At 42.5% G+C, this 8282-nt stretch carries 7 protein-coding genes; 3 read left to right on the forward strand and 4 right to left on the reverse strand.

What is annotated here, in order from left to right:
- Positions 1-232: 232 nt before the first annotated feature.
- Entirely contained in the window at positions 233-850 is a 618-nt protein-coding gene (locus tag O9334_RS22400) for a hypothetical protein (protein ID WP_288002642.1), read from the reverse strand.
- 1019 nt (positions 851-1869) lie between these two features.
- Positions 1870-2289 carry an IS200/IS605 family transposase gene (gene tnpA, locus O9334_RS22985; protein WP_045358650.1) on the reverse strand — a complete coding sequence of 140 codons (420 nt, stop codon included), beginning with the start codon at positions 2287-2289 and terminating at the stop codon, positions 1870-1872.
- A gap of 64 nt (positions 2290-2353) precedes the next feature.
- On the opposite strand from tnpA, the gene O9334_RS22405 reads away from it, so the two are divergent.
- Positions 2354-3586, forward strand: coding sequence for an RNA-guided endonuclease InsQ/TnpB family protein (locus tag O9334_RS22405; RefSeq protein WP_080754261.1), 1233 nt, complete (start codon positions 2354-2356; stop codon positions 3584-3586).
- 200 nt (positions 3587-3786) lie between these two features.
- On the opposite strand, the gene O9334_RS22410 is transcribed toward O9334_RS22405, so the two are convergent.
- Complete coding sequence (locus O9334_RS22410; protein ID WP_312675866.1) at positions 3787-4161, reverse strand: DUF2887 domain-containing protein; 375 nt, start codon at positions 4159-4161, stop codon at positions 3787-3789.
- 150 nt (positions 4162-4311) lie between these two features.
- Here O9334_RS22410 and lipB point away from each other — a divergent pair, with 150 nt between their 5' ends.
- Both lipB and O9334_RS22420 read left to right on the forward strand, forming a co-directional pair.
- Positions 4312-4980 carry a lipoyl(octanoyl) transferase LipB gene (lipB, locus tag O9334_RS22415; protein WP_288002644.1) on the forward strand — a complete coding sequence of 223 codons (669 nt, stop codon included), beginning with the start codon at positions 4312-4314 and terminating at the stop codon, positions 4978-4980.
- Between the two features lies 1 nt (position 4981).
- Complete coding sequence (locus O9334_RS22420; RefSeq protein ID WP_045358648.1) at positions 4982-6244, forward strand: pentapeptide repeat-containing protein; 1263 nt, start codon at positions 4982-4984, stop codon at positions 6242-6244.
- Positions 6245-6659: 415 nt separating this feature from the next.
- Here the strand turns inward: O9334_RS22420 and O9334_RS22425 are convergent, their stop codons facing one another.
- Positions 6660-7856: a homocysteine biosynthesis protein gene (locus tag O9334_RS22425; RefSeq protein WP_288002646.1), complete on the reverse strand. Its 1197-nt coding sequence runs from the start codon at positions 7854-7856 to the stop codon at positions 6660-6662.
- Positions 7857-8282 lie beyond the last annotated feature (426 nt).

Consider the following 8282-nt stretch of genomic DNA (forward strand, 5'->3'; position numbering starts at 1 on the left):
AGTCATCGAATCTAGCGCACCATCTCTCGAAGCAGGGCGGCATAGCGGATGGGGTCGTTTCTCCCATGGGCGTATTTTGACGTGAAAGCCTACTATGACTTGATTATAGCTAAAAAAATTCGGTTCTGTGTTTAAGTCCCACTACTGTCTTTTCACTGATTACTGTTTACTGATCACTGATTAGTGTTCACTGTTTACTGATCACAGCAAAAAGCTGACGATTGCTCATCATTTATCGCACTACATCATTGGTAATGGTAATCATAATTCTTCGCAACCTCGCACCTTGAAACTCGCCAGGAATCTCGTGTTTATATCGAATTAGGAAGTTAGGAGTATGATTTGAGAAAGTTCTGATAATATCGACATTTTGTTCGATGTTATTAATATACAGTTTCATCTTATCTATCGTGCTGTCACCCAACTTTTCATCTGAAGGGGCGATTATCTTTGGTTTGGCAAATTCAACTTTGAGTGTCACCTCGCCACTAAGACGAGGAAGATCACAAGTGATCTTCTGTTGCTGCCCTAACCAGTTATAGACATAACATAGTTTTCCCTGATAGATGTAGAAACTATGTTCACCAAAATATCCGCCGTGCGCCATCAGAACAGCTTGTAATTCCCCTTTAGCTTTGGAGAAATCAATAGCTGCTTTGATCGCATAGAAACGAGTGCTAATATTAGGAGCAACAGCCTCGTAAATTTCTGATACCCCTGGATAATAGGTATAGCTAAATGTGGTAGATTTTGAGTCATCAGAAAACCCTGGGGGACGTAATTGAGGAATTTCTCCACCCAATACCGCAGCCCCAGAGCAATCTTCAAGGGGCATATATTGTTTAGCCATCGAAATCTCCTTAGTAATTGATAACGGAAAAAAGTGAGAGATTTAACTGGGATTACACTGATGGACAAAATTAACAAATCAACTTTGTTGTAACTCAATACTACTCAGTCCTCTATGCTAAGATGATCCAAAAAACGCAAGTTTTTAAATTGATAGGCAAAAAAAGGGCGTGGCGTTGTCAGATCAGAATAACCCCGTGTGCAACTATATTTTCAGTCTTGATTTACAAGGTTTTCAGAAATCAGCAGAGATAAAGTATCCTCTGGAACCCTGATTCTGTGGTTTTTAGTTGCACATCGCGTGAATATGAAAGATGCAATGCAATCCTTGCTATCAAAGTAATTTCAGTTCCGGGCTGATTCGGATCATCTTTCAATTTGACAACGCCAAAAACCTTATTTTAAAAGGGTTTTACCATTATTCAGCCAACCCTAACTAAAAAGAGAGAAATTTTGCCAAAATAAATTAACAAAACGGCTCTTCTAGAGTAGTTATGATATATTAGTACAAAATAATCCACGCAAGCCTTGCCAAGTAAGGCTTGCCAGAATTCAAAAAAGCAATTTTAATAAAAAAAGCTTTTTGCTTTGTCGGATTCCAGGCTATTTAAGGGGTTAAGCTCATTTAAACTACTAATTTGCTATAACCAGTCTAGGAGAGCCAACAAAACTAGAAGAATACTTAGAAGTTTACCTTAAATGTCGGTTTGAAGGAACCCTCGGTTTCACCTCGGAGATGAAAAACCGACCAGTATAAAACAGCACTTCGACACATTTCGACACGCTCAATGTAAAAGCTCAGTGTCCACACTTCGACACACTTCGACACATTTCGACACGCTCAATGTAAAAGCTCAGTGTCCACACTTCGACACATTTCGACACATTTCGACAGGCTCAATGTCAAGGCTCAATGTCAAGGCTCAATGTCAAGGCTCAATGTCAAGGCTCAATGTCAAGGCTCAATGTCAAGGCTCAATGTCAAGGCTCAATGTCAAGGCTCAGTGACACGAAGCACAGCTAATATTCAGGGGAATCCTGATTCTCTACATATTTCTTAAGTTGGTCTATTGTGACACCGCCACAACTAGCCACAAAATATGCCCCTGTCCACAAAACTCTCTTGTCTTGACCATATATCTTTTTTAAATGGTCAGAAAAACTGTCCCACATTAGTTTGCAAGAGGTTGACTTTAAGTTGGCTATTAATCCACTTAACAGTTTATGAGGGGGGTAAGTTAAAAGAATGTGAACATGGTCTGATTCTCCGTTAATCTCTATTACCTTCGCATTCCATTTCTCGGCTATGTTATGAAAGGCTACCTTCAAAAACTCTAAATGCTCTTTCTGAAACACCTTTCTACGGTACTTTGTCACGAGAACTATGTGAACAGTGAGATTAAAGGTAGCCCTAGGAGTCTTGAAATAATTAGTTTTCACCCTCTTGATACTTTGTACGATGAGTTGCTATAATCATAGCATAACACATTGAAAAGTCGAATCAATGCGAGTCATAGAGTTTAAGTTAAAAACCAATTCACACCAAGAAATAGCCATTCAAGAGGCTATAAGAGTGGGACAGTTTATTAGGAATAAGTGTCTAAGATTTTGGATGGACTCTACCAAAGAAGACAAAGTAAACTATGCTACTTTGTGCCGCTTCGTCACAGATTTAACCCAAAATCTTGAGTTACCTTTTGTTGGTAAACTCAACTCTATGGCTCGTCAGGCAAGTGCCGAAAGAGCTTGGTTTTATATATCCGGTTTCTCCGACAATTGCCAAAGGGATTTAGCTAAAAAAGGCTATCCTAAATTCAAAAAGTTCTCAAGGTCTGTAGAGTACAAAACTTCTGGTTGGAAGCTAACAGAAGACAAAAAGTTGATCCACATCACGGATAAAACAGGGATAGTAAAATTAAAGCTAATTGGCACTTTTAACCGTGAGATTCTCGATAAATACACAATCAAGAGAGTCAGGCTTATTCAACGAGCAGACGGCTTTTATTGTCAATTTGTCTTAGACATTGAGCGAGTAGAACCCTTTAACTCTACGGGGAAAGAAGTGGGCATTGATTTAGGCTTAAACCATTTCTTAACCGATTCTAATGGGGATAAAATTGATAACCCTCGGTTTCTTCGTCAAGCAGAAAGACGCTTGAAAAAAGCACAGCGTCAACTCTCGAAAAAGAAAAAGGGAAGCCAAAAAAGGTTAAAACAGAAATCTAAAGTAGCTCGCCTTCATTTAAAAGTTTCTAGACAACGTAAAGATTTTGCCGTAAAGACAGCAAAAGCGTTAATCCAATCTAACGATTTGGTAGTCTATGAAGACCTGAAGGTGTCCAATATGGTGAAAAATCCTAAGCTTGCTAAATCTATTTCAGATGCAAGCTGGTCAATGTTCACCAATTGGTTAGACTACTTTGGGAAAATACACGGGAAGTTTGTGATAGCGGTAAATCCACAATATACTAGCCAACAATGTTCTAGTTGTGGCAATATTGTCAAGAAAACATTATCTGTAAGAACACATATTTGTTCTTGTGGGTGTGTCTTGGATAGAGATGAAAACGCCCCTATCAACATTCTTCGCAAAGCCAATACTGTCAGGACGTTCGGCGAGACTTCGGACGTTCGGCGAGACTTCGGACGTTCGGCGAGACTTCGGACGTTCGGCGAGCTTTTGTCGAGCCGCGGACAGAAATTCAAGCCCGACTACAGACTCCCCACTGTCTATTAAGTGAAAGCCTAATAAATAAGGTAACTGGATGAACAGGGAATCGGGAGCATGAGCGCTTCGGGGAGCGTCAACCTACTCTCACCTATTGCTACCAGAACTATCCAGGATACCGAAAGAAAGATTGTCATTGCGAGGGGAGATTGAGAGATTCTCCCTTTTGGGGAAAAGTAATCCCTCCCCGAAGCAATATCTCAAAAGTTTTAGTTGTTCTGATTGGTAATAAATTGATGAACAATCTCAACTTTTAAATTTAATTCCCGCGCAATTTGTTCTTGATTAAGTCCTAACCTAACGAGAAGGGGAATTGTTTCCAATTTCCCGTCAAGTTTCCCGTCAAGTTTCCCTTCAAGTTTTCCCTCTTCTTTGGCTTCTTGATAAAACTTGGTTTGTTTCCATTCCGTGAGATTAAACATAGCTTCTAACTCCTGGCGACTTTTCTGCGGAAATTTGTAGATAATAATCTTCTCGATTAACTCGATAACATTTCTTTGAGTGTTAGGGTCAATAACCTGTTGGTGGGTTTGCTCAATCAAGGATTGAACTTGTTTTGGTGCTTTTTTGGTGCTGATGAGGATAAACTAGAGGATACTGATCCCAAGAGATGATACATGGGATAACTTTAGATTAGCGCCTATTATTCTCCCCAACATCTATTCTTCCCTTCTTTTAATTTTCCTTGGCGCTCTTCCACATTTCTTCAATAATTTGACCAATCACATCTTTCGATGAATGCACAAAAAATACCTCGTCTCTGTGGGCTAAAAATTCAGGCAATTACTCCCTATTCTCGCGCTTGGTCGCAACAGCGATCGCTGGTGGAGGCAAGAATCGCTAATCCCGACTTACCTGATGTGCTGCTGCTGCTGGAACATCCCCCCGTTTACACCCTCGGTACCGGTTCGGATATTAAGTTTATTAAATTTAATCTTGACAAAACCGACAAAGAAGTGTACCGAATCGAGCGAGGAGGCGAAGTCACCTATCACTGTCCGGGGCAGTTAGTGGGCTATCCGATCCTCAATTTGCGCTATTATCAGCAGGATTTACACTGGTATTTGCGACAATTAGAAGAAGTCATCCTGCAAACTATCGCTATTTATGGATTGTCGGGGGCAAGAATCGCGGGCCTGACGGGGGTATGGGTAGAAGGGTATAAAATAGCGGCGATCGGTATTAAAGTTAGTCGTTGGATTACCTATCATGGTTTTGCCCTTAATGTTTGTCCAGATTTAAGCGGTTTTGCCGAGATTATTCCCTGTGGGATTACTAATAAACCCGTGGGCAGTTTACAGCAGTTTCTGCCTAATATTAGTCTTATGCAAGTACAGCAAGATTTATCGAGGGTTTTCGCCTCAGTTTTCGGTGTGGAATTATTTTCTCTTGACAAGGATTAATATGAGCGATCGCAAAGAACCAGAAAAACTCGCCGCGGAAAATAGGGCTGATAACCCCGAAAATAACGGTAAAACCAGTTTATCGCCCCCCGATGCTTCCGAATACGTCTCCTCTTTATCTTCGCGTAATCCCGTGCGTCAGCGCATCCTAGTATTAAAAGATCTTCGACCGGGTAACGCGGGGTTACTACTGGCCCCCCTGATGGTGATGACCATCGGCCTGGTCTTTAGCTGGGACTGGTTAGGCTTTTCTGGGGCGATAGTAGCGATATTAATATCTTTACAGGTGATTTTACCCTCTATTCGCCAGTGGATCGCCCATTATCTCACCCCCTCTGAACGTCAGACGGTTTTCGCTTTTATAGTTTTTATAGCTGCTCTGGCCGGATTAGGGAAATATTTAGGAGTTTACGAGCGCATATTGCGATGGTTAGACAGTTTTAAATACGATGAGTTCGGTTCCTGGGCCGAGTGGGTGGGGGCCTTGGGACAGATTATGATCGCCGTGTTAGCTGTCTATGTGGCCTGGGAACAGTACGTTATTTCTAAGGATTTAACCATACAACAAAATCGCATTACCCAACAACAGACGATCGATTCCTATTTTCAAGGGATTTCCGATTTAGCCTTGGATGAGGAGGGATTTTTAGAAGATTGGCCCCAGGAAAGAGCGATCGCAGAAGGTCGCACCGCTTCCATCCTCAGCAGTGTCGATGCCTCCGGAAAAGCGAAAATACTGCGTTTTTTGAGTCAATCGCGGCTATTATCACCGATTAAACGCGATCGTTATCTAGGCCGACCAATTCTAGACGGGGAAGGGGGTTATGCGGAGGATCGAGAGTTCGGTACAAGAGTAGTACACTTGGGAGTAATGTTAGCCGGGGCCGACATTTCCGGGCAGGATCTGCGCTGGACGGATTTAAGCGAAGCGAATATGGTGCGGGCCGATTTAAGTTATAGCGATTTGGTGAAAGCAAATTTATCGCGGACAATTCTCTACGAAGCTAATTTAAGAGGGGCAGATATGAAAGGGATGCGTTTATTTTATGGTTCCCTAGAAAATGCTACCCCCCGCAGTCGTACCGTTCCCCCCAATTATGACAGCGGAGAACACACGGGAGCAGTGGTAGAAAATGTCAATTTTACCGGGGTGAAAAACATGAGCGAGGAACAACGTCACTATTGTTGTCGTTGGTGTGGGGAAAAGTCCCGCGCAACCATTCCGGGGGGATGTGCTGATATTGCCAATCTTTTGGGCCGTTAACGGAGACGGTCGGCAGTCCTGATGACAAAGTTGGACCGCCAAGCATGAGAATATTCTGATTGAGGAATTGGCGTTATTTCAGCTTCTATTTTCCACTCAGTGCCTCTCCTGATATGTAGCCTATACTCAAGGGATTTAGTATTACTTCAGATCTGATTACTCAATCCAAGCTTTTGGGGGGTTCTACCCCCCAAACCCCCCGTTGGGGGCGTGGCGCCGCCCCCAAACCCCCCGCGCATTAGTTTTTCGGTGAGATGCTTACACGCAGCTGCTAATACATCTGTAATAATTTCAGAGTCACTCCACTTGCAAGAGTGCCTCTCCTGATATGTAGCTTATACTCGACGGATTTAGTATGAATAATTAGGGTTTGCTGAATAAATCTAAAAACCTTGTTGGATAATATCTTTAGGCTTTACTCAATTGATAATTTTCCGCCCCAACGATCCTGGGGGATAAAAGTCCGCTCTAGATTAATTTTTGCCACGGGTTCCGTGAGGGTAAATTCTCCCGATTCGATTAGTGCTTTTAATTCTAAAGCGGCTTCCCGGGACAGGGAAATACTGGCCAAAGGAGCCACCCTAACACTTTTTCCCTCGATCATAATCCGACCGCTTTTTAGTTTAGCGTAGGTGATTAAACCAAAGGTAGGACGGACTCGCCGGGGAATGGAAAAATCCACCACTGGAGCGACAATTTCCTCATCTTTTACCCCACAATGTCGAACGATTTCCTCGCTTAAAATCGGAATCGGTACTGCTACTCCTAACATTAAAGAAGCCCCATAATTTTTGAAATAACAACCCCGCACCCAGCGAGCATTCATTTGTTTAGCATCACCAATTAAGGCTAAGGTGGAAGCGGGGCCAATAGGAGTTCGATTTTGTAGGCGTTTTTGCAGGGGAAAATGTTGGGTTCCTTCCCAAGCAATATAACCGATTCCTCCCCCTAAAAAAATGCGCGTACCGATGCCTATAGCCTCTAAATCGGGGTCATTTAACAGGGGAGAAATGGCTCCAGGGTTAGAATACACCGCATTACCTAATCGTGGCTGTAGTGGTCCCAAATAAGTATATAAAGTCCGCTCTCCCCCATTGACTCCGACGATAAAATTCTGGTAGAGATTGCGAGGATTAAAAAGATAAAATTGATTGATAGTATCCTTAGAAATAATCGTTTCAAAAGAAGTGCGAGGATAACAATCGGTGGCCTGGCCGACAGCGCGCAATTGAATCGATTTTCCAGCGATTAAATCCTCAATAATATGTCCGCCGCCCCTTTCGGGATTTTCTCCCTCTAAATTCTCATTTTTGGCCGCTAGATCACTAATAGCGCTGGCTCCTAAGTATAAATCCACCGCCCCAAAACCAGCATAAGCAGGAATCCCATCTAACCAACATTGACGAATTTTTATCGGCGGATCCGTCTGACCTAAATTAATAATTGCCCCCGAAGATTCCATCGGTTCAAAGGTTCCCGTACAAACCACATCTACTTGGGAAAAAACCTCCTTAATTCCCATCTCGGTAACACGGCTTTTTAATTCCTCTACTGTCCAGACTACAGCCGTTTTTTTAGCGATCTTGTCGTTGATTTCAGCGATTGTTCTCATGATAAAAATTGGCAAGATGGGGGGTTAGGGAGCTTTTTGCTGTTGTCAGTAAACAGTAATCAGATTTGAGTTTTCAGTCAGTGGTAAGTAGGTAGGCGTTAAAAATTATCAGACACCCCCCTTATCAAGGGTAGGGTTGATTCATGAATCAACCCTACCTTATCAAGGGGGGCAGGGGGGATCGAACCTAAAATCCATTTTTAATTTAATTATAACCAGCTACTTATTAACCGAGCAGTATTAAATGGCGGTGACAGTGCTGTTTTTTCACTGATTACTGATTACTGATCCTAAGTACAGGACAAAAAGCTTGAAAAGTAGGCGGGAGTAGGGTTTTATGAGAAATAGCACTAATCTCGAAAACCCTATGAATCAGTATAGCGCCTTAAAGCAAGCCCTTCAACCCCATCTAGGATGGCATGGTGC

The sequence above is a fragment of the Microcystis sp. LE19-8.1F genome (assembly GCF_027531715.1).
In the GTDB taxonomy this organism is placed as follows: Bacteria; Cyanobacteriota; Cyanobacteriia; order Cyanobacteriales; family Microcystaceae; genus Microcystis; species Microcystis wesenbergii_A.

Bases quoted from the DNA above. Each gene is read 5' to 3' on its own strand.
- O9334_RS22425 (WP_288002646.1), bottom strand. From the start codon at position 7,856: ATGAGAACAATCGCTGAAATCAACGACAAGATCGCTAAAAAAACGGCT.
- O9334_RS22400 (WP_288002642.1), bottom strand. From the start codon at position 850: ATGGCTAAACAATATATGCCCCTTGAAGATTGCTCTGGGGCTGCGGTA.
- O9334_RS22405 (WP_080754261.1), top strand. From the start codon at position 2,354: ATGCGAGTCATAGAGTTTAAGTTAAAAACCAATTCACACCAAGAAATA.
- O9334_RS22420 (WP_045358648.1), top strand. From the start codon at position 4,982: ATGAGCGATCGCAAAGAACCAGAAAAACTCGCCGCGGAAAATAGGGCT.
- lipB (WP_288002644.1), top strand. From the start codon at position 4,312: ATGAATGCACAAAAAATACCTCGTCTCTGTGGGCTAAAAATTCAGGCA.